Raw genomic sequence first — 26,733 nt, forward strand, 5'->3', positions numbered from 1 at the left:
TTGCTAGCCGACCGGTCTAGTACCTACGTACAATTGCCGTGTGGGACGTACCAGTGACGCCAGGCGGAAGATCCTCGGTGCCGCTCGCTCACTCATCGAGGGGCGCGGCTACTCGGCGCTGGGCGTGGCCGAGATCTGCAAGGCCGCCGGGGTGCCGAAGGGGAGTTTCTACTACTTCTTCGAGTCCAAGGAGGCCCTCGCGCTCGCCGTCGTCGACGAGCACTGGGCGGCCCAACGGCGGGACTGGGAAGGCGCGTTGGGTGCTGACGTGGACCCCCTGCAGCGACTGCGCGGCCTCTTCGAGCAGACCGAGGCCGGCCAGCGCGCCGTGCAGGAGGGCTGCGGCACGGTGTCGGGCTGCCTGTTCGGGAACCTCACTCTGGAGCTGAGCAACCAGACCGAGCCCGTCCGCGGACGGCTGCAGGAGATCTTCGACGCACAGGTCGACATGGTCGAGGCGGTCGTCGCCGAGGCCCGCGACCGCGGCGACGTGACCGTGACCGACACCCGGGAGGCGGCCCGGGCGGTGGTGGCCCAGCTGGAGGGCCAGGTGATGTTCGCCAAGCTGTACAACAGCCCCCAGCGCCTGAGCCCCCTGTGGGACAACTGCCGGGCGCTGCTGGGCGTCACCGACGCCTAGTAACCGCGCCACACGTTGTCGAAGGCGGCGTCCTCGATGACCTTTCGCTGGCGTACGGCCTCCAGTTCCATCACCGCGTCCCCGACGGCGGCCAGCACGGTGACCGTCTCGTCGGCGGGCTCGGCCGCCGGTTCGTCGCGCATTCCGGCGGCCGCGGCCAGCGCGGCGAGGACGGGTTCGTCCGCCGCCCAGCGTTCCTCGGCCTGCCGCCGGGCCGCCGAGTCGACCAGCTCCGTCCGCCCCGTGCGCAGCGGGATCCGGCGGCCCCGCGGCCGGGTGATCAGCCCGATCCGCTCCAGGTCCTCGACGTAGGCCGAGGACAGCCCGCGGCCCCGGCGCCACAGCCAGTCCTCGACCGACTCGTACGGCTCCTGTCGTACGAGAGCCGCCGCGGCCTCGTCCAGCAGGCGATCGCCCGTGGGGGACTGGGCGCTGGGCAGGATGCGGTCGCCGTCTAGGACGAGGGCCCTGGCCTCGAGGAGGTCGAACACCTCGGCTCCCGCGAGCGCGAGCGACAGATCGCCCTGCTCCACCGGCTTGTCGGTCGCCACATCGAGGGCGACGATCGCGAGGTCCCGTGCGGTGGTCATCAGCGGCTCCACGTCAGTTGGCCGAGTGCGGCGCGAGTGCGTCGTCGGGTCCGGCCGCGGCGGGCCGGTCGTCCTCGGTCGATTCTCGCTGCCGTACGGGTGCTGTGTGTCCTACTACGACCATGTGGTGCGGGAAGCCGATCCGCAGTACGGCGGCGGCCCCGGCCGCGGCCAGGACCACGAGGGCGGCCAGCAGCAGCGCCCGGTGGTAGCCGTGGTGCAGCAGCGGGGCGACGACCAGCGGGCCGAGGATCTGGCCGACCGAGTAGCCGGCGGTCAGCAGGGCGACCGAGCGGGGGAACCGCAGGTGGGCTCCGGCGGCGAGGGCGAGCATGCTGACGCCCAGGAACGTGCCGCCGAACAGCACCGCCGAGACGAGTGCGGCGGCCGTTCCGCCGATCAGGGCGGGCAGCGCGATGCCGACCGCCTGCACCATCAGCGCGGCGAGCAGCAGACCGGGACGGGACCAGCGGTGTCCCAGCCAGGCCCACAGCGCCGGGGACGGCAGGGCGGCGAGTCCCACCAGCACCCAGGCGCCGTTGCCGACCCAGCCGGGAGAACCCTGGCCGATGGCCGCGACCAGGAAGGTTCCGGCGACGATGTAGCCGATGCCCTCCAGGGTGTAGCTGACGAACAGCGCACCGAACCAGCGGTGTGTGCGCGGCGCTGTGCCTTCGGTCTTCTCGCCGCTCGCGGACGGAGCACCCTCCGGTCGCAGGTTCCACGAGCCGACGGTGAGCAGCGCGGTGAGCGCGGCCGAGGCCCACCAGGCGGCCCGCCAGTCCACGACCGAACGCAGGCCCAGGAGCAGCAGGCCGGACAGCGCGATGCCGCCGCCCACGCCGCCGATGGCCCAGCCGGGCAGGTGCGAGGGGTGTCCGCGCAGATGGTGCAGGAGGGAACTGGCGGCGACGACGAACACCAGGGCACTCGCCGCACCGGCCAGCAGCCGCAGCAGGCCCCACACCGTGGTGCTGTGGGTGAGGGGCATGGCGGCGAGCGTGCCGGTGAGCAGGACCAGGGACCCGCGCAGTACGAGGCGCGACCGGACCAGCACGGGGGCCAGGATGCCCGCGAGTGCGCCGACGAGATAGCCGACGTAGTTCGCGGTGGCCAGGTTCGCGCCGGCCGCGGCGGACAGGCCCGCCTGGGTGTGCATCAGGGGCAGGATCGGGGTGTAGACGAAGCGGCCGACGCCCATGCCTGCAGCGAGCGCCGCGGCGGCCCTGGCGACATGGGACCAGGGGGAGGACGTGCTCACTTCGTGCCGTCGATCCGGCCGGGGTCGTTCGGATGTGCCTCGAGCGGCGTGACGTGGAGGGTCATCCACGGGCGCAGCGGCAGGGTGCCGAGCACCTTCTCGTGGAGTTCCTCCTCGTCGGCGGCCCGCCACACACCGATGCTGCGCAACTCGCCCACGGGGCGCCACAGTCGGGCCAGATTGCCGGTCGCGGCCAGCTCCTTCGCGCGGACGGCCTCGGCGGCCCGCCGCCGGTCGACCTCCTCCTGGCCGGTGCCCTCGGGGACGGTGGTGGTGATCTCGACCAGGAACTCTCGCACGGTGTGCTCCGTTCGTCGTTGGTGAGCCCATCGTGCGCGCGTCACCTGCACCGATGCCACGACCGGCTTCCTCGCTGCTGATAGGCGCAGGCTCCCAGTCGCCGCGTAGCATGGCGCGCGTGGAACTGCGTCAGCTGCGGTACTTCGTCGCGGTCGCCGAGGAGCTGAACTTCGGCCGGGCCGCCGAGCGGCTGCTCATCGCGGGCCCCTCGCTCTCCCAGCAGATCAAAGCCCTCGAACGGGACCTGGGCGTCCGGCTCTTCGACCGCGACCGCCGCAAGGTCTCCCTCACCCCGGCCGGCGCCGCCCTCCTCCCGCACACCCGCGCCCTGCTGGAACGCGCCGACGACCTCAAACGCCGGGCCGGCCGCCTGTCCGGCTCCCAGTCGGTACGGCTCGGCTACGTCAACTGGCTTCCCCCGGACCTGACGTCACGTACCGCCGCGGTGGCCCAGGTGCACGTCGACGCATGGGTCGCCCCCTCGCACACCCAGGCCGCGCGGGTCGCCGACGGCAGCCTGGACCTCGCCGTGTGCTGGGTGCGCACCGAGGACCTCGAGCGGCTCGGGCTGCGGGCCCGGCTGATCGGCGCCGACCGGCTCTACGCCGTGGCCAAGGGCGGCGACAGCAGCGACGTACCCGATGTGGCGGCCCGGGACACCGACGTCCTCGTCGACGACGACCTCACCGCCTGGGCCGCCTGGAACGTGTACGGCGAGGAGCTCGCACAGGCCACCGGCGCGCGTACGGTACGCATCTCCGACGGCGCGATCACCGGCCCCGCCTTCTTCGACCACGTGCGCCGCTGCACCCGCCCCGTGGTCAACTCGCCCAAGGGACAGACCAATCCGCTCCCGCCGGACCTGGTCCGCCGGGAGATCGTCGCACCGAAGGTCTACTGGACCTGGTCCCTGGTCTGGCGCGAGAGCGAGAACCGCGCCGGAGTCCTCGCCGTCGTCGACGCCCTCGCCGACGGCGTCGGCGACCTCGGCATCAACGCCCCGGACATCTGGCTGCCCGCCGGCGATCCGTACGCGCTCCGGGGCTGATCTGCGCTGGGAGCCTGCGCCTCCCAGACGGGAGAAAGCCGGTCCTTCCCTCGCCGGGCGACCCGACCTACCTTCCAAATAGTCGACCGGTCGGCTAGTAACCGGTCAGCCACTTCGGAGAAGGTCACCATGAGCACTCAGAACCAGACGCCGAACCAGAAGGTCGCGGTCGTCACCGGCGCATCGCAGGGCATCGGCGCCGCCCTCGTCGAGGGCTACCGCAAGCTCGGCTACGCCGTCGTCGCCACCTCGCGCACCATCGCGCCCGTCGACGACGCCGACGTACTGACCGTCCAGGGCGACATCGCCGACCCGGCGACCGCGGAGCGCGTCATCTCCGCCGCCGTCGAGCGGTTCGGCCGTATCGACGCCCTGGTCAACAACGCGGGGATCTTCGTCGCCAAGCCGTTCACGGAGTACACGGCCGAGGATTACGCCGCCGTGACGGGCATCAACGTCGCCGGCTTCTTCCACATCACCCGGCTCGCCGTGCCGCACCTGCTCGCGCAGGGCGGCGGCCACATCGTCAGCGTCACGACCAGTCTGGTCGACAACGCGAACGCCAACGTCCCCTCCGTGCTGGCCTCGTTGACCAAGGGCGGTCTGCAGTCCGCCACCAAGTCCCTCGCGATCGAGTACGCCACCCGCGGCATCCGCGTCAACGCCGTGTCGCCCGGCACCATCAAGACCCCCATGCACCCGGAGGAGACCCACGAGTTCCTCGCCGCGCTGCACCCGGTCGGGCGGATGGGTGAGGTCGGCGACATCGTCGACGCGGTGCTCTTCCTGGAGACGGCGCCGTTCGTCACCGGCGAGATCCTGCACGTCGACGGCGGTATGAGCGCCGGACATTGACAATCCGTCAGACAGTCGACAGAGGAGCGGACATGACCACAACGGCGGATGACAAGGCGATCCTGAGCGCGGTCCTCGACCAGTGGAAGGCAGCCGTCGACGCACACCAACCCGAGCGCGTCGCCGCCCGCTTCACCGAGGGCGCCATCTTCCAGGGGCTGCATCCCTACAGCGTCGGACGGCAGGGCGTCGCCGAGTACTACGGCTCCCAGCCCCTCGGCCTGAAGGCGGACTACCGCATCCTCGAGACGCGGCGCCTGGCCGACGGGCTCGTCCTCGGATACCTGGACGTCGAGTTCTCCTTCACGGACCGGCCCGCGCTGGACGTCAAGCTCTCGGTCCTGGTGACCCGGGTGGGGGACGATTGGTACATCAGCCACTACCAGGTCTCCCGCCTCGACTAGGCCGTCCTCCCGAGCGACCCGGGGCGCACTGCCAAGGAAGGCCCACCATGACCGACCTGCGCCTCGGTGTCCTCGGCTACGGACTGCGCGGCTCCCTCGCCCGGATCGCCCACCGACCCGGCGGGGGAGCGCGCGTGACCGTCGTCGCCGACCCCGATCCGGCCGGCCGGGACCGGGCCGCAGAGGCAATCCGCGGGGTGCGTACGGTCGACGACCACCGCCAGGCGATCGAGGCCCCGGACGTCGACGCCATCCTCGTCCTCACCCCGGACCACACGCACGCCGACCTCGCCTGCGCGGCCCTTCAGGCCGGCAGGCCCGTCTTCGTGGAAAAGCCTCTCGACATCACCGTCGAGCGCTGCGACCGCATCCTGCGCACCGCCCGCGAGACCGGCACCCGCCTCTACGTCGGCCACAACATGCGCCACATGCCGGTCATCCGCCTGATGCGCGACATCATCGCGCGCGGCGACATCGGCACGGTCAAGACGGTCTGGGTCCGCCACTTCGTCGGTTACGGCGGCGACTGGTACTTCAAGGACTGGCACGCCGAACGCCGGTACATCACAAGCCTGTTGCTCCAGAAGGGCGCCCACGACATCGACGTACTGCACTGGCTGGCCGGCGGATACACCCGGCAGGTGCAGGCCTTCGGCGACCTCATGGTCTACGGCGACAACCCGCACCGCCGGGCACCGGGCGAGCCCAAGACCGCCGACTGGTACACGGAGGACGGCCATTGGCCGCCGCACACCCAGCGCGCCCTCAACCCGGTCATCGACGTCGAGGACGTGTCGCTGGTCAACATGCGCCTGGACAACGGGGTGTTGGCCGCCTACCAGCAGTGCCACTTCACCCCCGACTACTGGCGCAACTACACCGTCATCGGCGACGCGGGCCGTCTGGAGAACTTCGGCGACGGACCCGGCGGAGCGGTGCGGGTGTGGAACTCCCGGCGCTCCGGCCACCGGGCGGAGCCCGACGCCGAGTACCCGGTGCCGGAGGTCGACGAGGACGCGGAGCACGGCGGCGCCGATCCGCTGATCATCGACGAGTTCCTGCGCTTCGTACGGGAGGGAGGGCGCACCGACACCTCCCCAGTGGCCGCGCGGATGGCGGTGGCGGCCGGGTTCGGTGCGACCGAGTCGCTGCGCGCCGGAGGTGCCGTACGAGAGGTGCCGCCGTTGGACGCGGAACTCGCCGCCTACTTCGAGCGGGGGCAGGTGTGAAGCGGAGCTGCGGTGCGGGTTAAGAAATCCTCGATGGACCGGGGGCGGTGCCGTACGGCAGATTGCTACGCGATTCCACCCCCCTCCCCGGATGCGGGCGGCTCCGGCCTGCCCGCATCCGGGTCCTCGAGCACAGGAGCCGTAGCGTTGAAGGCGCTGGTCAAGGAGAAGGCGGAGCCGGGGCTGTGGCTCGCGGACGTGCCGGAGCCCGCCGTCGGACCCGGCGACGTGCTGATCAAGGTGCTGCGCACCGGCATCTGCGGCACGGATCTGCACATCAGGGCCTGGGACGGCTGGGCGCAGCAGTCGATCCGTACGCCGCTGGTGGTCGGGCACGAGTTCGTCGGCGAGGTCGTCGGGACCGGGCGTGATGTCGCGGACATCAAGGCCGGCGACCGGGTGAGCGGCGAGGGGCACCTCGTCTGCGGGAAGTGCCGCAACTGTCTTGCCGGGCGCCGTCATCTGTGCCGGGCGACGGTCGGGCTCGGCGTCGGACGGGACGGGGCGTTCGCGGAGTACGTCGCGCTGCCCGCCGCCAATGTGTGGGTGCACCGGGCCCCCGTCGACCTCGATGTCGCCGCGATCTTCGACCCGTTCGGCAACGCCGTGCACACGGCCCTGTCCTTCCCGCTGGTCGGCGAGGACGTGCTCATCACGGGTGCCGGTCCGATCGGCCTGATGGCCGCCGCGGTGGCCCGGCACGCGGGCGCCCGCAACGTCGTCGTCACCGACGTCAGCGAGGAACGCCTGGAGCTCGCCCGCAAGATCGGCGTGAGTCTCGCGCTGAATGTGTCGGAGGCTCAGATCGCCGACGGGCAGCGGGAGTTGGGGCTGCGCGAGGGCTTCGACATCGGACTGGAGATGTCCGGCCGTCCCGAGGCCATGCGCGGCATGATCGCCAACATGACCCACGGCGGCCGTATCGCCATGCTCGGCCTGCCCGCCCAGGAGTTCGCGGTCGACTGGGCGCGGATCGTCACCTCGATGATCACCATCAAGGGCATCTACGGCCGTGAGATGTTCGAGACCTGGTACGCGATGTCGGTGCTGCTCGAAGGCGGCCTCGACCTGTCGCCCGTGATCACCGGGCGGTACGGCTACGGCGACTTCGAGGCGGCGTTCGCCGACGCGGCGAGCGGCCGCGGCGGCAAGGTCATCCTCGACTGGACTGCGTAACTCCCTTACAGCTTCAGGAGCTTCTGTCATGTTCGACTCCGTGCGCGACGACCTGCGCGCCACCCTCGACGAGATCCGCGCCGCCGGTCTGCACAAGCCCGAGCGCGTCATCGACACCCCGCAGTCCGCGACCGTCAACGTCTCCGCGGGCGGCCGCCCCGGCGAGGTCCTCAACTTCTGCGCCAACAACTACCTCGGCCTCGCCGACCACCCCGAGGTCGTCGCCGCAGCCCACGAGGCCCTGGACCGCTGGGGCTACGGCATGGCGTCCGTCCGCTTCATCTGCGGCACCCAGGAGGTGCACAAGGAGCTCGAGGCGCGTCTGTCGGCCTTCCTCGGCCAGGAGGACACGATCCTCTACTCCTCCTGCTTCGACGCCAACGGCGGTGTCTTCGAAACGCTGTTGGGCCCGGAGGACGCGGTCATCTCCGACGCGCTGAACCACGCGTCGATCATCGACGGCATCCGCCTGTCCAAGGCCCGTCGCTTCCGGTACGCCAACCGTGATCTCGCCGATCTGGAGCGGCAGTTGAAGGAGGCCGCGGGCGCGCGACGGAAGCTGATCGTCACCGACGGCGTGTTCTCGATGGACGGTTACGTGGCGCCGCTGCGGGACATCTGCGACCTCGCCGACCGCTACGACGCCATGGTCATGGTCGACGACTCCCATGCCGTCGGCTTCGTCGGCCCCGGCGGCCGCGGCACCCCCGAACTGCACGGCGTCATGGACCGCGTCGACATCATCACCGGCACCCTGGGCAAGGCGCTCGGCGGCGCCTCCGGCGGTTACGTGGCGGCCCGCGCCGAGATCGTCGCACTGCTGCGCCAGCGCTCGCGGCCGTACCTCTTCTCGAACACGCTCGCCCCGGTGATCGCCGCGGCCTCCCTGAAGGTGCTCGACCTGCTGGAGTCGGCGGACGACCTGCGCGTCCGGCTGAACGAGAACACCGCGCTGTTCCGCCGCCGTATGACCGAGGAGGGCTTCGACGTCCTCCCCGGCGACCACGCCATCGCACCGGTCATGATCGGTGATGCGTCGAAGGCGGGCCGGCTCGCGGAGCTGCTGCTGGAGCGGGGTGTGTACGTGATCGGCTTCTCGTACCCGGTTGTGCCGCAGGGGCAGGCGCGCATCCGTGTGCAGCTGTCCGCCGGGCACTCGACGCAGGACGTGAACCGGGCCGTCGACGCCTTCGTGGCCGCGCGGGCGGAGCTGGAGGGCTGAGCCGGAGCGCACGGGGGCATTTGAGACAATCGATCTCATGATCGAAGCGCGGCGGCTGCACATCCTCCGTGCGGTGGCCGACCACCGCACGGTGACGGCGGCTGCCGCCGCGCTGTATCTCACGCCCTCCGCGGTGTCCCAGCAGCTCACGGCCCTGGAGCAGGAGACCGGTCACCGGCTGGTCGAGCGCGGCGCCAAGGGCGTACGGCTGACCCCGGCGGGCGAGATCCTGCTCAGCCACGCCAACGCCGTCCTCGCCCAGCTGGAGCGGGCCGAGGCCGAGCTCGCCGCGTACGACTCGGGCGCCGCCGGCACGGTCACCGTCGCCTCCTTCGCGACCGGTATCGCCCAGGTCGTCGCCCCCGCGGTGGCCCGTCTCGCCGAGTCGTCGCCCGGCATCCGCATCCGCGTCCAGGACGCCGAGGGCGACGCCAGCCTGCCGATGGTGCTGGACCGGCAGGTCGACGTCGCGGTCGCGGTCGAGTACCGCGGGGCGCCGCCGGCCGACGACCCGCGCCTGACGCACGTACCGCTGTACGCGGAGCCGTTCGATGCGGTCGTGCCGGTGCGGCATCGGCTGGCCGAGGTGAGCGAGGTGCCCCTGGCGGAGCTGGCCAAGGACCCGTGGATCGGCCCTTACCCCGGCAACCCCTGCCATGAGGTGGTCGTCCTGGCCTGCGAGAGCGCCGGATTCCAGCCACGCCTGGAGCACTCCTCGGACGACTTCCGGGCGGTCGTGGCCCTGGCGTCGGCAGATGCGGGCGTCGCTCTGGTCCCGCGGTCGGCGCTGCGGGGCATGGACCTGACCGGAGTGGTCGTACGCCCGGTCGACGGGGTCGCGCCCACCCGGCGGGTCTTCGCGGCGGTACGGCGGGGAGCCGAGGAGCATCCGCTGATCCGGCCGGTGCTGGAGGCGCTGGGCGAGGCGGCGCGGGCGTAGGGAACCAGCCATGGGTCGCACGCAGTCTGGGTTGTCATGCGTGTGACGATGATCCTTCCGGCCCTGACCGAGGCGACCAGCCCGCTGTTCCGGCCCATCAAGTACTCGCTGTTCCCGCCCCTGGGCCTCGCGACCCTGGCCGGCTACCTCGACCCCGACGACGAGGTCACGCTCCACGACGAGCACGTGGAGCGCATCGACCTCGAAGCCCTCGACACCCCCGACCTGCTGGTGATCCAGCCGTACATCACCTCGGCCCGGCGCAGCTACGAGATAGCCGACCAATTCCGCGCACGGGGCGTCCACGTGGCCATGGGCGGCCTGCACGTCACCTCGCTCCCGGACGAGGCGGCGGCCCACGCCGACACGATCTTCACCGGACCCGGGGAGGACACATGGCCGCTGTTCCTGAAGGACTTCCGTGACGGAGTGCCCGCCCGCCGCTACGACTCCAAGCAGCGCACACTCGCCGGACTGCCGCCCGTGCGACGGGACCTGATCAAGCGTCACCTCTATCTCGTCCCCAACTCCATCGTGGTGTCGCGCGGTTGCCCGCACCACTGCGACTTCTGCTACAAGGACGCCTTCTTCGAGGGCGGCAAGTCCTTCTACACGCAGACCGTCGACGACGCCCTCGCCGAGATCGACCGTCTGCCCGGCCGCCACCTCTACTTCCTCGACGACCACCTCCTGGGCAACCGCCGCTTCGCGGAAGCCCTGTTCGACGGCATGCGCGGCATGGGACGGCTGTGGCAGGCGGCGGGAACGGTCAACTCCGTGCTGAAGCCGGACCTGTTGGAGCGCGCGGTCGAGGCGGGGCTGCGCAGCCTGTTCGTCGGCTTCGAGACCGTCAACGACGCCAACCTCGCCGAGCGGCGCAAGAACCAGAACATCGGCACCGACTACGCGGCAGCGGTACGGCGGCTGCACGACGCCGGAGTCATGGTCAACGCCAGCTTCGTCTTCGGGCTCGACCAGGACGGTCCCGACGTCTTCGACCGCACCGTGGCCTGGGCGGTCGAGCAGGGCATCGAGACGGCGACCTTCCACATCATGACGCCGTATCCCTCGACCGGACTGTGGAAGCAGCTGGAGTCCGAGGACCGCATCGTCCACCGCGACTGGGACCTCTACGACACGCGCCATGTCGTCTACCGCCCCAAGGGAATGACGCCCCGTCAGCTGGAGGACGGCTACTGGCGCGCGTACCGCGACTTCTACCGCTGGTCCAACATCTGGCGCGGCTCCGCCGCCCAGCCGGGCCGGCATGAACGGCTGCGGCATCTCGCGTACGCCGGTGGCTGGAAGAAGTTCGAACCGGCCTGGGACATGCTGATCCGCTCGAAGCGGGTGGTGCGGGCCATGCCGGCGCTGGAGCGGACGCTGGCGGCGTTCGGGGGGAGGGAGTGACGGGAGCCATGGAGGTTCGACAGGATCGTGTCTCTTCGTTTCTCTGATCTGGGATAGTATCCCGAATATGAAACAAGACGTTGCCGGGACCGGGCCGGACCCCGTCGACGCCCGGCTCGGTGCCCGGCTGGCCGAGCTGCGGGCCGAACGGGGCTGGTCGCTGGGCGAGTTGGCGGAGCGGAGCGGGGTCAGCCGGTCGACGCTGTCCCGGGCCGAGCGCGCGGAGATCAGCCCGACCGCCTCGCTACTGAACCGGCTGTGCGGTGTGTACGGCCGCACCATGTCCCAGCTGCTCAGCGAGGTCGAGGCGGAGCCGGCGCTGCTGGTGCGGGCCGCCGAGCAGCAGGTGTGGGAGGACCGGGCCTCCGGTTTCGTACGGCGATCCGTGTCGCCGCCGCATGCCGGGCTGCGCGGCGAACTCGTCGAGGGACGTCTGACCGCGGGCGCCGACATCGCGTACGACCGGCCGCCCGTACCCGGCCTGGAACAGCACATCTGGGTTCTGGAAGGAGCGCTCGAGGTGACGGCACAGGAGGTCGAGCACCTCCTCGGCGCCGGGGACTGCCTGCGGCTGCGGGTGTGGGGGCCGACGCGGTTCCGGTGCGCGGGTCCCGACGACGTGCGGTATGTGCTGGCGGTGGTGCTGCCGTGATCGTGACCCGGTTGAGCTGCGCTGAACTGCACGCGCGCGTGGACGAGTTGGCCGACCTACTGGTCGACACGGTCGACGGCGGCGCCTCCGTGGGCTTCCTCGCACCGCTGGACCGCGCGGCGGCCCTCGACTGGTGGAAGGAGCGGGCTGCGGGAGTCGCCGCCGGGCAACTCGGTGTGTGGGTGGCGCAGGACGGGGAGCGGGTGGTCGGCACCGTCAGCCTGGCCTTCCCGGACAAGCCCAACAGCAGCCACCGCGCCGAACTGGTCAAGCTGATGGTGCACCGCGACGCCCGCGGGCAGGGCCTCGGCCGCAGGCTCCTGAGCACCGCCGAGGAGGCGGCAGCCGCGGCCGGCGTCACCCTCCTGCACCTGGACACCGAGACGGACAGCCTCGCGGAGGGCCTCTACCTCTCCGCCGGCTGGACCCGCATCGGCGTGATCCCCGACTACGCGGCGAACCCGGACGGCGTGCTGCGGCCCACGTCGATCTACTTCAAGAAACTGAGGGCCGACGCTCTCACCAGGTAGTTGTCGGCGGCAGTGGCGGGTGATTGTCAGTGGCAGCGGCTACCGTGCGAAGCATGCCGGATGCCGAAGACGTACGCCGTATCTGCCTTGCCCTGCCGGACACGACGGAGAAGATCGCCTGGAGCATGCCCACGTTCCGGGTCGCGGGGAAGATGTTCGCCACGCTGCCCGAGGACGAGACCTCCATCGCCGTGCGCTGTCCCAAGGAAGAGCGCGACGAACTGGTGCTGGCCGAGCCGGGCAAGTTCTGGATCGCCGACCACGAAGCGCAGTTCGCCTGGGTGAGAGCCCGCCTCTCCGCGATCGAGGACGAGGACGAACTGCGCGACATCCTCGCCGACTCCTGGCGCCAGGCGGCCCCGCCGCGACTCCTCGACGCCTACCCGGAGTTGGGGCTTCCGGCTGCGGACTGAAAATACCTCGGGCGTTGTCAGTGCCGGGTGGCATGATCCGGGGATGAGTGCGGGAGCCGGGCGGAGGGGGCTTCGGCTGCCGACTTGACGTGGGGGGCGGGGGTCTTGGGGGCTCGGGCCTGGTCGTAAGGGTTCGGGTGGGGTCGTGGAGACCGGGCCGGGTCGTAAGGGCTCGGGGTGGGGTCGTGGAGACCGGGAGATCGGCCGGGTCGCAGGGGCTCGGGTGGGGACATGGAGATCGGGCCGGGACTCCTGGGTATCGGGAGCGGGGAGGGGAGCTGGACGGGATGACCGGGACGTCATCACAGCCGTCGGAACAGGGAATTGGCGACGGGGACGGGGGCGGGGCTGGAGCCGGGGCAGGGGCAATGGCGAAACGGGGCGGCTCGGAAGGGGCTGTCGGCGGGCGGCATGACATCGTTGCCGAGGCGGCCCAGGCAGGCCAGGCAGGCCGGGCGGCCGAGGCGGCTTTGGCAGTCGGTGGCGAGGCAGTGGCCGGCAAGGGGCGCCAAGGGGATGTGCGGCCGGTGTGGTCGCGGGACTTCGCGTTGTTCTTCGTCGCCCGGGCCGTTGCTCGGCTCGGCGACACCATGCTGCCCGTCGCCCTCGCCGCGGGCCTGCTCCAGCACGGGTACGGGGCGGGCGCGGTCGGTCTGGCGATGGCCGCGACGTCCGTCGCCTTCGCCGGGCTGGTCGTCTTCGGTGGGGTGATCGCCGATCGGTTCAGCACGCGGAGGCTGATGATCGGCGCCGACCTCGTACGCCTCGGCACCCAGTCCCTCGCCGCCGTGCTGTTCTACTCCGGGCACGTGGTGCTCTGGGAAGTCTGCGCCATCGGCTTCGTCAACGGCGTTGCGGGCGCCGTGTTCCAGCCCGGCGTCGCCAGTACGGTGCCTCGGCTCGCCTCCGACATCCAGGGCGCGAACGGCGCCATACGCATCGCCGAGTCCGCCGCCCAGCTCGCCGGCCCCGCCCTCGCCGGCGTCCTGGTCGGCTTCGCCTCGCCCGGCGGCGTCTTCGCGGCCCACGCGGCCACATACGCGGTCAGCGCGCTGAGCCTCCTGCTGCTCCGCCTGCCCCCGCTCGCGCCCGGGAGTCGCCCCACGGGACACGGCGGCGGGAGCGCCTTCCGGGCCGATCTGGTCGAAGGCTGGCGGGAGTTCAGGGCGCGCACTTGGCTGTGGGGCGTGATCGCCGTCTGGTGCGTGTACATGATCGCCGTCTGGGGTCCTTCCGTCCCGCTGGTGGCGACAGAGGTGGTGCAGCAGCACGGCCCGCGCGCCTACGGCCTGGTCAACTCCGCCCTCGGCGCCGGCACCGTCGTCGGCGGCCTCCTCGCCCTGCGGCTGCGTCCTCGCCGTATGCTGCGGGCCGGCGCGATCTCCTTGTTCGCCTTCGCGGGCTTCCCGGCGACCGTCGGGGCGGGGCTCGGCGTACCGGCCATGGCGGCTGGAGCGGCCGCCGCGGGCGCGGGGATGTCGTTCTGGGGCGTGATGTGGGCGACCAGCGTCCAGACCCAGGTACCGCCCGACGTCCTCAATCGCATCCATGCGTACGACGTGGCCGGCTCCCTCGCGATGATGCCCGTCGGCCAGGCCCTCGCCGGGCCCGCCGCCTCGGCCATGGGCGCCGACCAGGTTCTCCTCGTCGCCGCAGCGATGAGCTTCGCCATCCCGGTCGCTCTGCTCTCGGTACCGGCGATACGGGGCCTGATACGCGCCGATGCACCGAGGACGGGGTCGGGCACGGAGCCGGGCGTGGAAGTGGTGCGCCGACGGGAGTGCTCGGACAAGGGCGGCGGGTGACCGGGCGGGAGGCCGGACGTCGTAGGCCGTAGGCGCGGCGGTCTCGCAGTTGCCCCCTCCCCGCAGAACTGCCGTCCTCGCGTCACACGACCGCCGCTACCCGCCGTCCCCCGGCGACAAAGCCGCTGATCCGCTTCCGCAGCGACCGGGTGTCGAGCCCGTGCGCGGCGATGTGTTCCTCGATGCCGCCGTACCGCCGCAGCTCACGGCGTCCCACGCCGATGCCCAGCACGCGGTGCGGGAGGTCGGAGAGGGCGTCGTTCGCGGCGGCCGTCGACGTGCCCGCAAGGTACGGCTCGACGAGGACGACGTCGGCCCCGGCCGTCTCGATGGCCCGGCGCAGGGCGGCCGTGTCGAAGGGCCGCACGGTCGTCGCGTACAGGACGGTCACGTCGAGCCCCTCGGTGGCGGCCAGCACGGCGTCCAGCATCGGTCCGACGGCGACGACGACGCCGGAGTGCCCCTCGCGGACGGTGCGGAAGTGCCCGCCGTCGACCGGGAGTCCGGCCTGGTTCGCCTGGACGGAGAGCCGTACGTACACCTTGTCGTCGCCCGCGGCGACCGCGTGCCGCAGCAGTGTCTCGGCCTCGTCCGGATGACCGGGCACGTGCACGGTCCAGCCGTCCAGGGTGTCGAGGAGGGCCACGTCGCCGGGCGCCATGTGCGTGTAGCCGCCGGCGGGCCAGTCGAAGGAGGCGGCCGCACTCACCAGGACCGCGCCCGCGTCCTGATGCCCGAGGTCCAGTTTGACCTGCTCGAAGGGCCGCTCGACGAGGAAGCCGGCGAAGGTGTGCACGACGGGCCGCAGCCCGGTCAGCGCCAGCCCCGCACCGGCCCCGATCAGCAGCTGCTCGCGGATGCCGACGTTGACGACCCGGTCCGGGTGCCGTCGGCGCGCCTCGTCGAAGCCGTCCATGCCGATCTCGGCGAGAACGACGGCGACGCGCGGATCCTCGTCGAGCAGTCGCGAGACGACAGGGGCGAAACGGTCACGCATGGTCTCCATGGCAGGTCGGGCCCTTTCTTGAAGTGGCAGGAGAGGCTGCGGGGGCGGGAGTCGGACTCAGGCGTACTTCGGCTCCACCCGGGCCACCACCACGTGCGGGCGGCCGGGGTGCGGAGCGGTGAACGCGGCGTACAGGGCCTCGTGGTCACGGCCGTCGACCGTGACCGTCGACCAGCCCGCGGCCTCGAAGCGGGCGGCGATGCCGCCCGGGCGGGCATGGCTGGCGGAGGAGTTGTCGACGACCACGGTGTGCAGTTGCTCGATCCCGGCGGGACCGGCGAAGGCGATGGCCTCGTGGTTGCTGCCCTCGTCGAGCTCGGCGTCCCCGATCAGCACCCAGACCCGCGGCTCGCCCAGCCCCTGGGCGCGCAGCCCCAGCGCCGTACCGACGGCGATCGGCAGCCCGTGCCCCAGGGACCCGCTGCCGATCTCGGCGCCGGGCACGAGCACGCGGTCGGGGTGATGCCCGAGCGGTGAGTCGTACGAACCGAACCCCGGCAGCCACTCCACGCGTACGAAGCCCTTGGCCGCCAGGACCGCGTAATACGCCATCGGCCCGTGCCCCTTGGACAGCAGAAACCGGTCCCGCTCCGGGTCCGCCATCCGCTCGGGCGCCACGCGCAGCACGCGGTCGTACAGCACCCACAGCACATCCAGCGTGGATGTCGCCGCGTGCCCGTGCTTCTCGTCGCCGGTCATCAGGCCCATGAGCCGGGGCAGGTCCGCGTAGCCGTACTCGTACGTGCGCCGCTGTTCCTCGGTGATCGTCATGGGGACGATCGTGCAACCTCAACCAAACTTCAGGTCAAGCGCCGGCAATCACAGCCGCCGTCGGCCCCGGATAAAGCGGTGCGCGACCACCGACCCGAGTGCGGTATGGTTTCCATGCACGTCCGGCCGGGGGAAACCCCAGGTCAGACAGGCACCGGGACGTGGCGCAGCTTGGTAGCGCACTTGACTGGGGGTCAAGGGGTCGCAGGTTCAAATCCTGTCGTCCCGACGGTGCGAAGGGTCTTCGCAGGCGAGAGCCTGCGGGGCCCTTTTTGCGTGAGCCGGATTCCTGATGCGGTACCGCCCGGTGGACCACCCGTCCGCGTGGCCGGCGTCAGCTCCGGCCGAGCTGCAGCTCCGCCCACCGGCTGGTCCCGCCGGAGTGGACGTGTACGCCGCACCGTGCCGCCAGCGCGGTGACGATGCCGAGGCCACGGCCGTGCTCGTCCGGGTCGAGAGCGGAAGCAGACAGCCCCGCCGGGGCCACGGGCCCCATGTCGGTCACTTCGACGCGTACGGCTCTGCACCGCTCCGCCTGGCTCCGCGAGAGCCTCAGCGTCGCCGGGGGCAGGGCGTGGACGAGCGCGTTGGTCAGCAGCTCCGAGGCCACCAGCAGTACGTCTTCGGCGATGTCCGCGGCCAGGTTCCAGTCGGTGAGGACCGTACGTATGCGTCGGCGTACGGCCGAGACGGCCCCCGGGGCGTGCGGCAGTGCAAAGACGTGCTCGACCTCCTCGCGAGGCGCGGCGTCGAGCTGCGCTGGTGTCATGGGTCCTCCTCGGGGAAGCGCTTCGGCCATGGGCGGGTGTCATGGCACGCTATGGAAGGACATAGAGCCGGTCAACGAACCCCGGTCGGCATTACCGAACGACAGTCCCAAACCGGAAAAACTCGGACTACCATCGCTTCATGGCCGGCCCAGTCCAGTCCATAGAGCGGGCGGCGGCGATCCTGCGTCTGCTCGCCGGCGGTTCCCGTCGGCTGGGGCTGGGGGAGGTGGCGTCGTCGCTGGGGCTGGCCAAGGGCACCGCCCATGGAATTCTGCGCACCCTGCAACACGTCGACTTCGTGGAGCAGGATCCGGCGACCGGAAAATACCAGCTCGGGGCGGCTCTGCTGCACCTCGGCACCAGTTACCTCGACGTCAATGAACTGCGCTCGCGCTCCATCAACTGGGCCGACGCCCTGGCCGCCCGCAGCGGGGAGGCCGTCCGCCTGGGCACGCCCCTGGAGGGCAAGGTGCTCGTCATCCACCATGTCTTCCGGCCGGACGACACCCTCCAGACCCTGGACGTCGGCGCGCTGCTGCCGCTGCACGCCTCCTCGCTCGGCAAGGTCCTGCTGGCCTTCGGGGCCACGCCCATCGATCCCCTGCTGGAGGCCGAACCGGAGGCGTACACCCGGCACACCATGGTCCACCCGGAGGAGTTCAACCGGGCGCTCGGCGAGATACGGGAGCTCGGCTGGGGCGCCGAGGTGCAGGAGATGAGCATGGGAGAAGCCGGAATCGCCGCGCCGATCCGGGGGCAGGGCGGCCTCGTGGTGGGCGCGATCGGGGTGTCCGGCCCCGTCGAGCGGATCTGCGACACCAAAGGCCGGCCTCAACCGGCCCTGATCACCGTGCTGCGGGAGGCGGCACGCGCGATCTCCAGAGACCTGGGTGCGGCTCGCTGGTAAGGCTCCCGGCACCTCGGCGACACATCGGAAGGCAGGGCCGATCATGGTTGACCGGTATGTGATGTCCATCGACCAGGGCACCACCTCCACCCGATGCATCCTGTTCGACCACGGCGGACGTCTGGTGTCGGTCGCCCAGCGGGAGCACCAGCAGTACTTCCCCCGGCCCGGCTGGGTCGAGCACGACGCCGTCGAGATCTGGCGCAATCTCCAGCGCGTCGTACCCGAGGCGCTGTCGAACGCCGGGATCGACGCGGGACAGATCTCGGCGATAGGGATCGCCAACCAGCGCGAGACGACGGTCCTCTGGGACCGGCGGACAGGGGTCCCGCTGGTCAAGGCGATCGTCTGGCAGGACACCCGCACCGCCCCGCTCGTCGACGAGCTGAGAAAGGAGCCAGGAGACGAGTTCTTCCTCGAACACTGCTGTCTGCCCCCTTCGACCTACTTCTCCGCGCCCCGTATCCGCTGGCTGTTCGACCATGTCGACGGGCTGGAACAGCGCGCCCGGGACGGCGAGGTGCTGTTCGGCACGATCGAGAGCTGGCTGATCTGGAACCTCACCGGGGGTCCCGACGGCGGCCTGCACATCACCGACGCCACCAATGCCAGCCGCACCATGCTCATGGACATCCGGACGCTGACCTGGGACGAAGCACTGATGGACTTCTTCGGGGTGCCCCGCCCGATGCTGCCGGAGATCCGCTCCTCGGCCGAGCGGTACGGCGAGGCCCGCTCCGTGCTCCCGGGCGTGCCCATCACGGCCGCCCTCGGCGATCAGCAGGCCGCTCTGTTCGGACAGACCTGCTTCTCGCCCGGCGAGGCGAAGTGCACATACGGGACCGGCAGCTTCCTGGTGATGAACACCGGCACGGATCTCGTACGCTCCCGGCACGGGCTCCTCACCACCGTCGCGTACAAGATCGCGAACCAGCCCACGGTCTACGCACTGGAAGGCCCGATCGCCGTCACCGGCTCACTGGTCCAGTGGTTCCGCGACCGGCTGGGCCTGATCCACAGCGCCCCCGAGATCGAGACGCTGGCGCGCACCGTCGAGGACAACGGCGGCTGCTACATCGTCCCCGCGTTCTCCGGTCTGTTCGCACCTCACTGGCGCAGCGACGCCCGGGGCGTCATCGTCGGCCTCACGTCGTACATCACGAAGGGCCACCTGGCCCGAGCCGTCCTGGAGGCCACCGGCTGGCAGACCCGGGAGGTCGTCGACGCCATGAACGCCGACTCCGCGCTCGACCTGAAGCAGCTCAAGGTGGACGGCGGCATGACCTCCGACCACCTGCTCATGCAGATCCTGGCCGATGTGCTCGACGTTCCCGTGGTACGGCCCCTGGTCCACGAGACGGTCTCCCTGGGCGCGGCCTACGCCGCGGGGCTCGCGGCCGGCTACTGGCCGGACCTGCAGGTCCTGCGCCGCAATTGGCACCGGGCCGCGCAGTGGATGCCGGACATGGACCCGGAACGACGGGAGTGGGAGTACGAAAGCTGGAAGCGGGCCGTCGAGCGGTCGCTGGGATGGATCCGATCGCCCAAGCCCTCGTGATGTGTCGGCCCACAGGCTCGACCGGGCACCGCAAGGGGGACGGCATCGGCTGTCATGATGACCGTCATGCATCTGACTCCGGTGGAGGCCACCCTCATCGGCACCACCGCGGGTGCACTGGCCTCGTTCTCCAGCACGCTGCTCATCCAACGGGCCACCCTGGCGCGCGAACGCGAGAGCCGGATATGGGAACGGCGCGCGACGGTCTACGAGGACGCGCTCACTTCGGTCAACCGCGGCGAGCGGTTCAGGGCGGGCGTCCTGGAGACGGGTGAGCTGCCCGAGGTACCCGCGCAGCGGGGCCGCGAGGTGGAGGCCGATCTGGTGTTGGCGCGGCTGCGGATCTACGGCTCGCGCCGCGTGGTGAATGCGCACTTGAGGACCGTCGCCGCGATGACGGAATGGATCACGAGCTTCGCCGCGTGGAAAGAGCAGGCGGCATACGGAAGAACTCCCCTCCGGGACGCGGCAGAGGACCCTCTTTGGGCGGCCGTGTTAAGGCAAGCGAAACGCGCCCAGGACACCGATCTTGAATTCGCGGCAATCGTCCAGGCGGAGATCCAGGCCGGCAGGAGCACACGTCCGCTGCGATCACGCCTGCTGTGGTGGCGAAGACCTTCGTGACAGTGCACGACCTGAGCTGTGACGAGCTGTCTCGATCCGCACCAACTGCCGAGCTATGCTTGATGATTCAGGGTCTTGGGCATGCTGATCCTGTCGACGATCGGGGGATCACGGGTGACGTCGGCCGAATACACGGTGGAGCTGTCGCACAACGCGAGAGTACTGGGTGGCGGATTCCGTATGACACGGCATTTCGTCCTCACCGCCGATCATCATCTCGGGAGCGAGATCGGTGAGCGCACCTCCGTGGACCTGCAGTTGTCGCAGGGGCTCAGAATCGTCGGCACTGTGGAACAGCGTTGCCCGGAAGCCGACTTGGCGCTGATCAGGCTCTACAAGGAGGACTTGATCGGCCCCGAGATCTATTTCGGCCAGGCCAGAAGCGGAGAGCGCTGGCGCACGGCTCACCCGAATCCGTGCGGTGGCATTCTGCACGGAACCATACTCAATTCCTTCACCTTCCATCACGGAGATCCCGGCCGCTCGGCCGTCGAAGTACTGGTGCTCGACTGTGCCGGCGCCGACGACGAGGAACAGCAGGCGAACCGTACCGCCTACACGGGACGCATGGGGATGCCGATCGAGCGAGCCGAGGCGGTCCCTTTCCCCGTCGTACTGGGTGTCGCGATACGACTCAACAACGGCGCTGCCATTGCCCAAGGGCCGGACGGCCAGCCGCAGTTGGTTGCGGCGACGGTCGGAGAGGCACTGAAGCGGCTGGGTCGGCTGCGCCTCACCGCGGTCATCGAGGAGATGTGGCCGACGGAACCGTTCCGGATCGACGAGGTGCAGAAGGGCATCGTCGAGTCGTACCGTGAGACATACGCAAATGAAGTCCGCGCCCGCCTGCGCGAGTTCGGCTTCATCACCCCCGTCACCATCCCCAGCGCTCTGACGCGCGCGAATGACGAGACGGAGGGCCAATGATGAATGCGGATCTCGATTCAGCCATCGCTCTTGCCGAAGATCTGCTCCTTGGCGTGGCACGAGCGGCCGAGGACTCGGACAGGTCGACCTTCGAGGACTACGTGGCGGTGTTGGAGTCCGCCGACCTGGCGCCCCAATCGGCAGAAGGGCTCGTCCACTTGGCGAAGGTACTGCTGGCGCTCCGGTTCGAAGCGGTCTCCCTGCGCGTCGCACGTCTGGCTCTACGGCAGTTGGAGATCGCGGAGGCCGGTCCCTCCCCGTGCCGGGCCGAGGTCTGGAGTGACACGGCCGCTGTCCTCGCCGAGCACGAGCAGCTGGACCAGGCGCGGTCGGCGCTCGTCACGGGCCTTGGCAAGACACGCAGGGGAGCGGGATCTTTGCGGCCCCGGATCCTCGCCAATCTCGCCGCCGTCAACCTGCGTTCGGGAAACACGCAGGACGCGGGCAGGTGGGCCGGGTCGGCGGAAGAGGCACTGGACGCCATGGGTGGTGACTCCTGGCCCGCGGACCAGGGCGAGAAGGAGGAGGAAGCCGCGGTCCGGCTGATGATCAACTGGGTGCGGGCGGCCGCCACGGCGACCCCGGCCGGCGCGCAGGACGAGGCAGCCACAGCGAACTTCGCCCGGGCTGCGCGGCAGTTCTCCGAAATCGCGGGCGACAGCCACTCGCTCTCCCTCAACGCGGCCTTCGACCTGGCGCTGCGGGCCATCAAGAACGCCGACGCCACCGCCCGGCACGAGCAGGCGGCACGGGGCAGGGAAGCCCTGGAGATCATCGGCCTCCATGTGTCCGCCACCTACGGCACCGAGGACCCGCGCGCCCTGGCCGTCCGCGCCGTCCTCGCGAACGCCGAACTCGAAGCCACGGACGCCGGCTCCGACCCCAGCGGCAGCAGTGCTCTGGCCGCCCTGGAGCACATCGCCGGTACCACTTCAGCGGTCCTCGGCGTCGACCACCCGCAGAGCCTCGCGACCCTCGACAGCCGGGCCCGCATACTGCCCGACCTGCCCTCGTCGCTCGAGCTGCCGTACCACATCGATCACCTCTATCTGCCCCAGGACGGCGACGATCGCAACGAGGCGAAGAAGGACGCCCTGCGCAAAGAGGGTTCGCTGGTCAGGCTGATCGCTCACGGAGGTGCGTCGTATCTGCTGGAAGGCGCCAACCGGTTCCGGCCGATCCTGCTCGAAGCGCTGGCCCGTCACGTTCACTTCGAGATCATCATCAGCAATCCGTGGAACAGCCTCGGTGTCTTCATCAACAAGGACCTGCACCCCGACGTGGAGGTCACGGCGGACAACATCATCGAACACATCAAGAACAGCGCGTACTACCGCGAGACCTTCGTCGCTGTGACCGAGGCCTATGAGGAACTGCGCGAGAGCCACGGCGAGGCGATAGAACTGCGCCTCACCCCCATGGACATCCCGGCGACCACACTGCTGACGTCGGAAGGCGGCTTCTACGAGCCCTATGTGACGACGGACCCCGAATACCGCACCAGTCACGGCATGAAGACGTTCGAGGTCCGCTTCAACCGCGCCACCCGCCTTTACGAGGACAGCCTCGCCGGATTCGCGACCCAGTGGGAACTCGCCAGCAGTCTCGATCACTTCCGTGAATTCGAGGAGCAGTACCAGTCGCGGCTGCGCTTACTGATGACGACGCTGGCCAACGACAACAAGTAGTCAGGAGACGGACAGATGCAGTGATCCCGCCCGCACGCTGTCCAGCACCTTGACCGAGCCGACGAACAGTTCCTCGGGCAGTGCGTCGAGCGGCCAGAACTGCCAACGCTCACAGCGGTGCGGCTCGCGGACCGTGATCCGTCCCTCGTGTCCGAGTACTTCGACACCGATCTGCATGTGGTGGTTGGCCTCCGGCTGAGGATCGGTGACGCACGCGACCCTCAACTCGACCGGGCGGATGCCGACTTCCTCCATGAGCTCCCGGGCGGTCGCCTCGAAGATCGTCTCTCCGATCTCCAGGTGCCCGCCGGGCAGTCCCCATGTGCCCTGGCCGAAGGTGTTCTTGCGCAGCCCCAGCAGAACGCCGTCACCCGACCGAACAATGGCCTGTACGCCGACACGCACGACCGAGCCCATGATTGTCCTCTTTCACAGTTCCGGTTTCACGGTTCCGGATATGTGCCGGAGAAATTACCGGCGTTCCTCGTGTGATCGATTGCGCCGCGCAGACCTGCGGCGACCTTCTCCGACTCCTCGAAAAGGTCGCCGATACGCCGTTCGCGCCCTTCGTCGATGACAACCACCTGGCAGTCGGGATCGATGAACAGATAGCTGCCGCTACGTGTGGAATTGCGGTACAGCTGAAGTTGAACGCCGCGGTTGGCGGCAGTCTTCTCGCACCGTTCCACCACGGCCTCGAAACTCTCGTCGCTGACGGCCAGCCAGTCCCTGTTGTCCGCACCGTAGTTCGTCTCGGACATCTGATAGACCTTCCAGACGTCCGGAAGGCACTCGTCCTCCTCGATCAGATCCAGCACGCCGGGCGCTCCGGTCGCGTTCAGCCGGGTGACGACCGTCCCGAGCTTCACCTGTACGCGTCTGTGCCGTGTGCGCACCTCCTTGAGGAGCCCGAGTACGCGTTCGCGGTGCGGTGCGACTCCCGTGCGCATGCGCCGGTGCTGCTCGGCGTCGACGGATTCCAGGGGCAGGGCGATCCAGGAGAGATGAGGCAGGATCCGCTCCATCGTCCGCACAGGAGCCAGCCCGTTGGTGGACAACACGACACGCGGGCCCGGCGCGCCCGACGGCAGAGGCAGGCTCAACTCCGCGACCAGGTCGGCCAGATAGGGCAGCAGCGTCGGTTCCCCACCCGAGATGACCACGCCCTTCAACTCTGCCCGGCGCAACAGCTCGACAACCCGGAAGGCGTCCTTCTCCTCCATCGAGGGAACCTCGTGGCGAGGTCCGAAACAGAACGGGCAGCTCAGATTGCACTTGCCGAGCAAACGAAGGTCGACATAGTCCGGCAGCCGCAGGGTCGGGTCGGGCATTGCTCTCCAGGTGATGTTCGTGAAGCAGGACGAGACTAGCGATGCGAGGGAGCACCAAGGGGTACGTCCAGGTAACGACTCAGTGCTGAAGATCGACCGCTGGAAGGCCGGCCTGCTCGGCCGAACGTGTGACGGCCGCCCTCCCCGGAACGGGCAGGCGGCGTCACTGAGCGAAAACGCTTGGACACCGTGGGTGTCGTCGCGGGACACTCCCTTTCCCTGGCCTGCCCAAACGGACATACAGGATCGGGATGGGATTACCTCAATCGCACGAAGCTCCGCCGCGCAGGGGCTCTGTGCTCCTCGCACTTCGTTACTACGGACGGGAGTTGCGCCGCCTGAGGCGGCTGACGGCGCCCGCCATGCTGTTGCCGGCACTCGGAAACATCGGCCTGAACTACATCGCCCCACTGGTCGTCGCGAAGCTCGTCGGCCGTATTTCCGGTGACGACCGGACAAGCCTCGGCTCTGCGCTGCCGTACGTCCTCGGATTCGCCGGCATCATGCTGCTGTCGGAGGGAGTGTGGCGCATCGGGCTGCACTGTCTGAACCGCCTCGACGCCTTCGGTGTCGAGCACCTCTACGTCGTCGGTATGGACGAACTGTTCGCGAAGGACGCTGCCTTCTTCCACGACAACTTCGCTGGTTCGCTGACCAAGCGGGTGTTGAGCTTCGCCTCCCGCTTCGAGGAGTTCATCGACACGCTGACCTTCAACGTCATGGGCAGCCTCGTACCGCTGCTGTTCGGGTCCGTGGTGCTGTGGCGCTACGAACCGCTGCTCGTCGTAGGGCTGTTGGCGATGATCGCGCTGACGGCGCTGTGCGTCGTACCACTCATCCGGCGCCGTCAGGCACTCGTCGACCAGCGCGAGGAGGCGATCGCTCGGGTGTCGGGCCATGTCGCCGACAGCCTGATGAACATGGACACGGTTCGCGCGTTCGCCGCCGAGGAACGCGAGGCCGCCGAGCACCGGAACCGCGTCGCGCAGTCGCGGCGGCTCATGCTCAGGTCGTGGGACTACGGCAACCTGCGCATCGACACACTGGTCGCACCGATGTCCGTGCTGACCAACGTCCTGGGGCTGCTGCTCGCGGTCGCGCTCGGTGGGGGCGAGCACGGGGTGGAGGCAGTCGTGGTCGCTTTCACCTACTACACCAACGCGACCAAGATCATGTTCGACTTCAACCAGATCTACCGCCGTCTCGAGAGCTCAATGACGGAGGCGGCGCAATTCACCGAACTCCTGCTGTCACCGCCGACCGTCCTCGACCCGCCATCCCCGGAGCCGCTGCTGAGCGGGGCCGCCGACATCCGCTTCGAGCGCGTCGACTTCGCCCACGGGGGAGGGAAGCCGCTCTTCCAGGCCCTCGACCTGGCCGTGCCCAGCGGCACGAAGATCGGCCTCGTCGGCCGGTCCGGCGGCGGCAAGACCACCCTGACGCGGCTGCTGCTGCGGATGACGGACATCGACGGGGGCCGGATCCTGATCGGCGGCCAGGACATCAGCAGGATGCGCCAGGCCGACCTGCGCAGTCTCATCGCCTACGTCCCCCAGGACCCGGCCATGTTCCACCGCACCCTGCGGGACAACATCGCCTTCGCCCGCCCTGACGCCACCGAGGCCGAGATCCGCCGAGCGGCCGAGGCGGCCCATGTCACGGAGTTCGCCGACGCGCTGCCGGACGGCTTCGACACCATGGTCGGCGAGCGCGGCATCAAGCTGTCCGGCGGACAGCGCCAGCGGGTCGCGCTCGCCCGGGCGATCCTGCGCGACGCGCCGATCCTGCTGCTCGACGAGGCGACCAGCGCGCTGGACTCGGAGAGCGAACTCCTCGTCCAGGAAGCGCTGTGGCGGCTCATGGAGGGACGGACTGCGCTCGTGGTCGCCCACCGGCTGAGCACGGTCGCCGGCATGGACCGGCTCGTCGTCCTCGACCGCGGCCGGATCGTCGAACAGGGCACGCACCAGGAGCTGTTGGCGTCGGACGGCGCCTACGCGAAGCTCTGGCAGCACCAGTCGGGCGGCTTCCTCGACGACAGTGCCGTGGTCGACAGTCCCGTCGACGACGGCACTGTCGGTGCTGAACTGCACTGAACCCCGGCCCGGCGGGCACGGCTCCGTGCCCGCCGGGCCCCGCACCTCATTTGAGCATGTCGTCCCAGGCGTCGGGGCGGTGCAGGGCGCCGAAGGCGGTGCCGCCGGAGACCTGCAGGCCGCGGGCGTCGAGTTCGTCGAGAAAGCGGATGTACGAGACCTGTTGTTCGTCCTGGGGGAACCAGACGCCCCAGGAGTCGGGGGCGGAACCCAGGCACAGGTGCCCGCGGTGGTGCGCAGGGGGTTGGCGCCGTCGCCATGACGTGTCCCTTCACCCGAAGACCGGGGGTTTTCTCGACGTCTGTGGTGTCTGTGGGATCTGTGGTGTCTGTGGGGTCTGCCGGAGATTTCGAGAGCCTGTAGCCGGGAGACTTCGAGATCGCGGCTAGGGTCTGTCTCGCGGACCAGGGATGTTGCGGGAAGGCGGCTGCGAGGCGGCACGTCTTGGCGCCGGGCTGGTCCGAAGGGCAGACCCCAGGGTGTGTGGCGTCGGAGGGTGGGTGCACTGGTGGATGCGGCGGGCAGGCAGCGGCCGACGATGGCGGATGTGGCCGCGCGGGCGGGTGTCTCGCGGGCGCTG

General features: G+C 69.9%; 27 protein-coding genes, 1 tRNA gene and 1 pseudogene. 20 read left to right on the top strand and 9 right to left on the bottom strand.

Going from position 1 to position 26,733, the window contains the following annotated elements:
• The first annotated feature begins 40 nt into the window (after positions 1-40).
• Positions 41-640, top strand: coding sequence for a TetR/AcrR family transcriptional regulator (locus ABZ880_RS32160; protein WP_361269938.1), 600 nt, complete (start codon positions 41-43; stop codon positions 638-640).
• On the opposite strand, the gene ABZ880_RS32165 is transcribed toward ABZ880_RS32160, so the two are convergent.
• Genes ABZ880_RS32165 through ABZ880_RS32175 form a run of 3 tightly spaced genes read right to left on the bottom strand, consistent with a single transcriptional unit; the run spans position 637 to position 2,790 of the window.
• Entirely contained in the window at positions 637-1,230 is a 594-nt protein-coding gene (locus ABZ880_RS32165) for a GPP34 family phosphoprotein (protein ID WP_361269941.1), read from the bottom strand. The genes ABZ880_RS32160 and ABZ880_RS32165 overlap by 4 nt on opposite strands.
• Before the next feature lie 13 nt (positions 1,231-1,243).
• Positions 1,244-2,431: a YbfB/YjiJ family MFS transporter gene (locus ABZ880_RS32170; RefSeq protein WP_361270023.1), complete on the bottom strand. Its 1,188-nt coding sequence runs from the start codon at positions 2,429-2,431 to the stop codon at positions 1,244-1,246.
• A 56-nt stretch (positions 2,432-2,487) separates the two neighbouring features.
• Positions 2,488-2,790: a muconolactone Delta-isomerase family protein gene (locus tag ABZ880_RS32175; RefSeq protein WP_361269944.1), complete on the bottom strand. Its 303-nt coding sequence runs from the start codon at positions 2,788-2,790 to the stop codon at positions 2,488-2,490.
• Positions 2,791-2,900: 110 nt separating this feature from the next.
• Between ABZ880_RS32175 and ABZ880_RS32180 the strand changes: the two genes are divergently transcribed.
• The 12 genes from ABZ880_RS32180 (at position 2,901) to ABZ880_RS32235 (ending at position 14,475) form a co-directional block, all read left to right on the top strand.
• Complete coding sequence (locus tag ABZ880_RS32180; protein ID WP_361269947.1) at positions 2,901-3,839, top strand: LysR family transcriptional regulator; 939 nt, start codon at positions 2,901-2,903, stop codon at positions 3,837-3,839.
• A gap of 129 nt (positions 3,840-3,968) precedes the next feature.
• Entirely contained in the window at positions 3,969-4,694 is a 726-nt protein-coding gene (locus tag ABZ880_RS32185; RefSeq protein ID WP_361269949.1) for an SDR family oxidoreductase, read from the top strand.
• 32 nt (positions 4,695-4,726) lie between these two features.
• Positions 4,727-5,098, top strand: coding sequence for a hypothetical protein (locus ABZ880_RS32190; RefSeq protein WP_361269952.1), 372 nt, complete (start codon positions 4,727-4,729; stop codon positions 5,096-5,098).
• A gap of 47 nt (positions 5,099-5,145) precedes the next feature.
• Positions 5,146-6,327, top strand: coding sequence for a Gfo/Idh/MocA family oxidoreductase (locus tag ABZ880_RS32195; RefSeq protein WP_361269955.1), 1,182 nt, complete (start codon positions 5,146-5,148; stop codon positions 6,325-6,327).
• A gap of 147 nt (positions 6,328-6,474) precedes the next feature.
• Entirely contained in the window at positions 6,475-7,503 is a 1,029-nt protein-coding gene (tdh, locus tag ABZ880_RS32200) for an L-threonine 3-dehydrogenase (protein ID WP_361269958.1), read from the top strand.
• A gap of 28 nt (positions 7,504-7,531) precedes the next feature.
• Entirely contained in the window at positions 7,532-8,725 is a 1,194-nt protein-coding gene (locus ABZ880_RS32205; protein ID WP_361269960.1) for a glycine C-acetyltransferase, read from the top strand.
• 37 nt (positions 8,726-8,762) lie between these two features.
• Positions 8,763-9,665, top strand: coding sequence for a LysR family transcriptional regulator (locus ABZ880_RS32210; RefSeq protein WP_361269962.1), 903 nt, complete (start codon positions 8,763-8,765; stop codon positions 9,663-9,665).
• Between the two features lie 36 nt (positions 9,666-9,701).
• A complete protein-coding gene (locus tag ABZ880_RS32215) occupies positions 9,702-11,075 on the top strand; it encodes a radical SAM protein (protein WP_361269965.1) in 1,374 nt (457 codons plus the stop codon).
• 67 nt (positions 11,076-11,142) lie between these two features.
• On the top strand, positions 11,143-11,727 hold the full coding sequence (locus tag ABZ880_RS32220) for an XRE family transcriptional regulator (protein ID WP_361269967.1): 585 nt from the start codon (positions 11,143-11,145) through the stop codon (positions 11,725-11,727).
• Positions 11,724-12,257, top strand: a complete 534-nt coding sequence (locus ABZ880_RS32225) for a GNAT family N-acetyltransferase (RefSeq protein ID WP_361269970.1) — start codon at positions 11,724-11,726, stop codon at positions 12,255-12,257. The genes ABZ880_RS32220 and ABZ880_RS32225 overlap by 4 nt, the downstream gene beginning before the upstream one ends.
• Positions 12,258-12,310: 53 nt before the next feature.
• Positions 12,311-12,670 (top strand): MmcQ/YjbR family DNA-binding protein, encoded by a 360-nt coding sequence (locus ABZ880_RS32230; protein ID WP_361269972.1) that lies wholly within the window; start codon positions 12,311-12,313, stop codon positions 12,668-12,670.
• A 491-nt stretch (positions 12,671-13,161) separates the two neighbouring features.
• Positions 13,162-14,475 carry an MFS transporter gene (locus ABZ880_RS32235; RefSeq protein WP_361269975.1) on the top strand — a complete coding sequence of 438 codons (1,314 nt, stop codon included), beginning with the start codon at positions 13,162-13,164 and terminating at the stop codon, positions 14,473-14,475.
• A gap of 82 nt (positions 14,476-14,557) precedes the next feature.
• On the opposite strand, the gene ABZ880_RS32240 is transcribed toward ABZ880_RS32235, so the two are convergent.
• Together ABZ880_RS32240 and ABZ880_RS32245 are read right to left on the bottom strand one after the other, a co-directional pair.
• The gene (locus ABZ880_RS32240; RefSeq protein ID WP_361269978.1) at positions 14,558-15,481 is read right to left on the bottom strand and encodes a transketolase C-terminal domain-containing protein; all 924 of its coding nucleotides are present in this window, start codon (positions 15,479-15,481) and stop codon (positions 14,558-14,560) included.
• Between the two features lie 57 nt (positions 15,482-15,538).
• A complete protein-coding gene (locus ABZ880_RS32245; protein ID WP_361269980.1) occupies positions 15,539-16,252 on the bottom strand; it encodes a transketolase in 714 nt (237 codons plus the stop codon).
• 155 nt (positions 16,253-16,407) lie between these two features.
• Here ABZ880_RS32245 and ABZ880_RS32250 point away from each other — a divergent pair.
• A tRNA-Pro gene (locus ABZ880_RS32250) sits at positions 16,408-16,481 on the top strand.
• Positions 16,482-16,586: 105 nt separating this feature from the next.
• Here ABZ880_RS32250 and ABZ880_RS32255 read toward each other — a convergent pair.
• The gene (locus ABZ880_RS32255) at positions 16,587-17,021 is read right to left on the bottom strand and encodes an ATP-binding protein (protein WP_361269983.1); all 435 of its coding nucleotides are present in this window, start codon (positions 17,019-17,021) and stop codon (positions 16,587-16,589) included.
• 140 nt (positions 17,022-17,161) lie between these two features.
• Between ABZ880_RS32255 and ABZ880_RS32260 the strand changes: the two genes are divergently transcribed.
• From ABZ880_RS32260 to ABZ880_RS32280, 5 genes are all read left to right on the top strand, one after another.
• Positions 17,162-17,929, top strand: a complete 768-nt coding sequence (locus ABZ880_RS32260) for an IclR family transcriptional regulator (protein ID WP_361269986.1) — start codon at positions 17,162-17,164, stop codon at positions 17,927-17,929.
• Between the two features lie 43 nt (positions 17,930-17,972).
• Positions 17,973-19,487 carry a glycerol kinase GlpK gene (glpK, locus tag ABZ880_RS32265; RefSeq protein ID WP_361269990.1) on the top strand — a complete coding sequence of 505 codons (1,515 nt, stop codon included), beginning with the start codon at positions 17,973-17,975 and terminating at the stop codon, positions 19,485-19,487.
• A 66-nt stretch (positions 19,488-19,553) separates the two neighbouring features.
• Positions 19,554-20,111, top strand: coding sequence for a hypothetical protein (locus tag ABZ880_RS32270; RefSeq protein WP_361269992.1), 558 nt, complete (start codon positions 19,554-19,556; stop codon positions 20,109-20,111).
• An 81-nt stretch (positions 20,112-20,192) separates the two neighbouring features.
• Complete coding sequence (locus ABZ880_RS32275) at positions 20,193-21,038, top strand: hypothetical protein (protein ID WP_361269995.1); 846 nt, start codon at positions 20,193-20,195, stop codon at positions 21,036-21,038.
• A gap of 53 nt (positions 21,039-21,091) precedes the next feature.
• Positions 21,092-22,726, top strand: a complete 1,635-nt coding sequence (locus tag ABZ880_RS32280; protein ID WP_361269997.1) for a hypothetical protein — start codon at positions 21,092-21,094, stop codon at positions 22,724-22,726.
• Here ABZ880_RS32280 and ABZ880_RS32285 read toward each other — a convergent pair whose 3' ends face one another.
• Both ABZ880_RS32285 and ABZ880_RS32290 read right to left on the bottom strand, forming a co-directional pair.
• Positions 22,727-23,143 (bottom strand): NUDIX domain-containing protein, encoded by a 417-nt coding sequence (locus ABZ880_RS32285; protein ID WP_361270000.1) that lies wholly within the window; start codon positions 23,141-23,143, stop codon positions 22,727-22,729. It abuts the gene before it with no gap.
• 26 nt (positions 23,144-23,169) lie between these two features.
• Positions 23,170-24,057, bottom strand: coding sequence for a radical SAM protein (locus tag ABZ880_RS32290; protein WP_361270002.1), 888 nt, complete (start codon positions 24,055-24,057; stop codon positions 23,170-23,172).
• A gap of 251 nt (positions 24,058-24,308) precedes the next feature.
• Here ABZ880_RS32290 and ABZ880_RS32295 point away from each other — a divergent pair, with 251 nt between their 5' ends.
• Positions 24,309-26,153, top strand: coding sequence for an ABC transporter ATP-binding protein (locus tag ABZ880_RS32295; RefSeq protein WP_361270004.1), 1,845 nt, complete (start codon positions 24,309-24,311; stop codon positions 26,151-26,153).
• Between the two features lie 52 nt (positions 26,154-26,205).
• On the opposite strand, the pseudogene ABZ880_RS32300 reads toward ABZ880_RS32295, so the two are convergent.
• Positions 26,206-26,413: pseudogene (locus ABZ880_RS32300) on the bottom strand (2-keto-myo-inositol dehydratase); the annotation flags it as partial.
• Positions 26,414-26,733 lie beyond the last annotated feature (320 nt).

Source organism: Streptomyces sp. NPDC047043, from assembly GCF_040644055.1.
Taxonomy (GTDB): Bacteria; Actinomycetota; Actinomycetes; order Streptomycetales; family Streptomycetaceae; genus Streptomyces.

Bases quoted from the DNA above. Each gene is read 5' to 3' on its own strand.
- ABZ880_RS32165 (WP_361269941.1), bottom strand. From the start codon at position 1,230: ATGACCACCGCACGGGACCTCGCGATCGTCGCCCTCGATGTGGCGACC.
- ABZ880_RS32170 (WP_361270023.1), bottom strand. From the start codon at position 2,431: ATGGGCGTCGGCCGCTTCGTCTACACCCCGATCCTGCCCCTGATGCAC.
- ABZ880_RS32180 (WP_361269947.1), top strand. From the start codon at position 2,901: ATGGCGCGCGTGGAACTGCGTCAGCTGCGGTACTTCGTCGCGGTCGCC.
- ABZ880_RS32185 (WP_361269949.1), top strand. From the start codon at position 3,969: ATGAGCACTCAGAACCAGACGCCGAACCAGAAGGTCGCGGTCGTCACC.
- ABZ880_RS32190 (WP_361269952.1), top strand. From the start codon at position 4,727: ATGACCACAACGGCGGATGACAAGGCGATCCTGAGCGCGGTCCTCGAC.
- ABZ880_RS32195 (WP_361269955.1), top strand. From the start codon at position 5,146: ATGACCGACCTGCGCCTCGGTGTCCTCGGCTACGGACTGCGCGGCTCC.
- ABZ880_RS32205 (WP_361269960.1), top strand. From the start codon at position 7,532: ATGTTCGACTCCGTGCGCGACGACCTGCGCGCCACCCTCGACGAGATC.
- ABZ880_RS32210 (WP_361269962.1), top strand. From the start codon at position 8,763: ATGATCGAAGCGCGGCGGCTGCACATCCTCCGTGCGGTGGCCGACCAC.
- ABZ880_RS32215 (WP_361269965.1), top strand. From the start codon at position 9,702: ATGCGTGTGACGATGATCCTTCCGGCCCTGACCGAGGCGACCAGCCCG.
- ABZ880_RS32220 (WP_361269967.1), top strand. From the start codon at position 11,143: ATGAAACAAGACGTTGCCGGGACCGGGCCGGACCCCGTCGACGCCCGG.
- ABZ880_RS32230 (WP_361269972.1), top strand. From the start codon at position 12,311: ATGCCGGATGCCGAAGACGTACGCCGTATCTGCCTTGCCCTGCCGGAC.
- ABZ880_RS32240 (WP_361269978.1), bottom strand. From the start codon at position 15,481: ATGGAGACCATGCGTGACCGTTTCGCCCCTGTCGTCTCGCGACTGCTC.
- ABZ880_RS32245 (WP_361269980.1), bottom strand. From the start codon at position 16,252: ATGACGATCACCGAGGAACAGCGGCGCACGTACGAGTACGGCTACGCG.
- ABZ880_RS32255 (WP_361269983.1), bottom strand. From the start codon at position 17,021: ATGACACCAGCGCAGCTCGACGCCGCGCCTCGCGAGGAGGTCGAGCAC.
- ABZ880_RS32260 (WP_361269986.1), top strand. From the start codon at position 17,162: ATGGCCGGCCCAGTCCAGTCCATAGAGCGGGCGGCGGCGATCCTGCGT.
- glpK (WP_361269990.1), top strand. From the start codon at position 17,973: ATGGTTGACCGGTATGTGATGTCCATCGACCAGGGCACCACCTCCACC.
- ABZ880_RS32270 (WP_361269992.1), top strand. From the start codon at position 19,554: ATGCATCTGACTCCGGTGGAGGCCACCCTCATCGGCACCACCGCGGGT.
- ABZ880_RS32275 (WP_361269995.1), top strand. From the start codon at position 20,193: ATGCTGATCCTGTCGACGATCGGGGGATCACGGGTGACGTCGGCCGAA.
- ABZ880_RS32285 (WP_361270000.1), bottom strand. From the start codon at position 23,143: ATGGGCTCGGTCGTGCGTGTCGGCGTACAGGCCATTGTTCGGTCGGGT.
- ABZ880_RS32290 (WP_361270002.1), bottom strand. From the start codon at position 24,057: ATGCCCGACCCGACCCTGCGGCTGCCGGACTATGTCGACCTTCGTTTG.
- ABZ880_RS32295 (WP_361270004.1), top strand. From the start codon at position 24,309: ATGGGATTACCTCAATCGCACGAAGCTCCGCCGCGCAGGGGCTCTGTG.